Source organism: Thioalkalivibrio sp. ALJ2, from assembly GCF_000378325.1.
Taxonomy (GTDB): Bacteria; Pseudomonadota; Gammaproteobacteria; order Ectothiorhodospirales; family Ectothiorhodospiraceae; genus Thioalkalivibrio.
In genome coordinates this window covers 1-2,514 of record NZ_KB899565.1, presented here as the reverse complement: position 1 = coordinate 2,514, position 2,514 = coordinate 1, and the positions used below count along the sequence as shown (strand labels likewise).

The following is a 2,514-nucleotide window of genomic DNA, read 5'->3' as shown; positions in this document are numbered from 1 at the left end:
AAGCGCTGGGCACCGCGCAGACCGATCTGTTGAACATGCGTATGTTCGACGCCGGACAGGTCATCCAGCGCGGCGCGTGCCTGATCTTCGTCCATGACAATCACGTTGGCGACGATGTCCTCGAGACCGCCGTCCTGGGTTGCTGTGTCGATCGCCCCGGCTACCGCGAATTGGTTCGGTGTCCTGGCGACGCTGGCGACATCACTGCCCTGAATCAGTGTCAGGAACACGTTCTCATCGTCGTACGACAACTGCGGGAACAGGAAGGCAAAGTCATCGCTGACGGAGCCAAACTCGCCGTTCACCTGGTTTGCCGTGAGGATGGTGTAGGTGGTTTCAGGTGCCCAGGAGCTGCCATCCGCCGTTGGGTCCTCGGGGGTGACGTGCACCGATGCGCCGCCGTCGATGTCCAACTGGCCCGAGACTGTGACCGAGTCATTGTTTACGCCCGCGACATTACCCCCGTCGTCCACCTCGACCACAAAGGTCGATCCGTCGTCCAGCGTCAGGTCGCCGTCCACAGCGAGAGAACCGATAGAATTGCCGGGTGCAAGCAGCCCTTCGATAGTTGTTGTACCGGTGACGGTACCAGTCCCGGACAGGCGCCCGCGTGCGTGCACATCAATGACGTCCGCCGTCAGCTCGCCGTTAACGACGGCTTCGCTCAGCGGGTCATCTTCAGCAGCCCCCCCGATTCGGGCGCGGCCCGCGACGTCGACTTCCGCGCCGTCATCGATTTCAAGATGCCCACGGCCAACGAGCCCAACCGTAAGTCTTCCGTCAAGATTGCCAGTCGTTGACTCGCTGATTTCCCACCGGGCTCCCGAGCCGGTGACGCGGACGGTGCCTTCCGATCCGGCCCAGTACCCGAGAACCGGGTTGCTGCGGCTTCTTACTGAAGCGTTGTCTCCCTCAATCAAAAACTCACCTGTGCCGAAGTTTCCAACCCGGAAGTTCACCCCTGTATTCCAAGACGCATTATCGCCGACCCTCACGATGCCTGTGCTGCCGGAGGCGGATGCGATATGGGAGTTCGTGGTAGAAGCTACCGTCGCTCCGTCCAGGATATCCATGTGGCCGTGTCCCGCTTGGCCCACCCGTAATACATTCGTATCCAAGGTAGAGTCATCGCCGGTAACGATGAGCGTGCCGTCACCGGTTTCCTCTACGCCGAGAGCGACTTCGTGGCTACCACTCAGGGGACCCTCCTGCACGGTGACCTCGCCCCCATTCTCAATCCGGAGCGTGCCTGTTCCGGCGTCTCCGACCAGCAACCCTTCCGCCTCAAATGTCGATCCATCCCCGTCAACAATGATGGTCCCTGTTGCATTTTCCCGGAAGCCTGCGACGGCGGGGGAAGAGCTGAGCTGCTCGAAGCGACCTCCATCTTCGATGCGAAGCGTGCCTTCTCCTGACCAGCCGACCGTCAGCTCCTCGTCTTCTTGAATCCACCTGGCGTCGTCCCCTGAAATTACGACGGTTGCATCATTTGAAGAAAAGGAGCCGATTTCTGATCTACGGGTCGAATTAACCTCGGCCGCTTCCTGGTCAGAGTTGATCTCCATGCGGCCAAAATACATTTGAAGGAGTTCCAGATTCAGTTCGCCGTCGTCCTGGACCTCCAGCTGCCCGTTGATCAGCCTCAGCCGGCCCGTCTCGCCTGTCTCGTTGTTGAGCACGACGACGGCGTCACTGTCGTTGATGGTGGCCCACAAATCCGAGCCAGGAACAGGGGCCCCTTCGTCCCAGTTTCCATCTTCAACCCAGTTGTCATCTTGATCGCCGGCGGTCCAACGCGTCTCGACTGGCGTGTCAGCGGTGGCGCCGCCGATGCTGATGGCCAGGGCGGAGGGCATTAGCAGGCAAGCGGAGATCACGCGACGATGCAGTGGACCTTGCGGCAGTGCACGGCGTACGGCATGGCTGATGGACGTCTGCGGAAATGTTGGCATGCTAAATCCCCCCGGATTCTGACTTGGACAAAGCGGACTTCGCCACCTTGTGTGGCACGTATCGCAATTCTGAACGCGGGGGGGCGCTTTGGCCCCGTCTGTTTGAACGGGGAAACAAAACGGAGGTGAAAAAGAGAGAGACTAAAGAATGGAGGGATTGCCGTGGCGGCCGACCAGGTCACAGCGGTCTTGTCGGGGAGTCAATCGGGAAAGTCGTAGTAGCGGTCCGGCGCGAAGTTCAGGACCTGTTCGTGGTAGGCGGCGCAGTCCAAGCGATGGCATTAAAGGCATTCGCCGACAGGAAGGATGAGGCCCGGGCTGAAGAGCGCCCGGACCTCAAGGTTCCTTACCAGGTCCGCCGGAAGGACACACCGATTGCATGGAGGTCATCGGAGCCTGCGATTTCCCCCTGATAGCCCGCGTTGAGGAAGCTGTTGCTGTTCAACTGGGATTGCACCCCCAGGGCAATGCGAGCGCGGTTGCGGCTCAGGCGCGGCCCTTCGATGGTGAATCGGCCTGCGGAGTCGCCAGAGAAGGCCGTATCCATCCGGCTCGCGCGATC

2 pseudogenes are annotated in these 2,514 nt (G+C 60.6%); both read right to left on the bottom strand.

The window, feature by feature from the left end:
- Positions 1 to 1,952: pseudogene (locus F468_RS14475) on the bottom strand (hypothetical protein); the annotation flags it as partial.
- 346 nt (positions 1,953 to 2,298) lie between these two features.
- A pseudogene (locus tag F468_RS13900) lies at positions 2,299 to 2,514 on the bottom strand (autotransporter domain-containing protein); the annotation flags it as partial.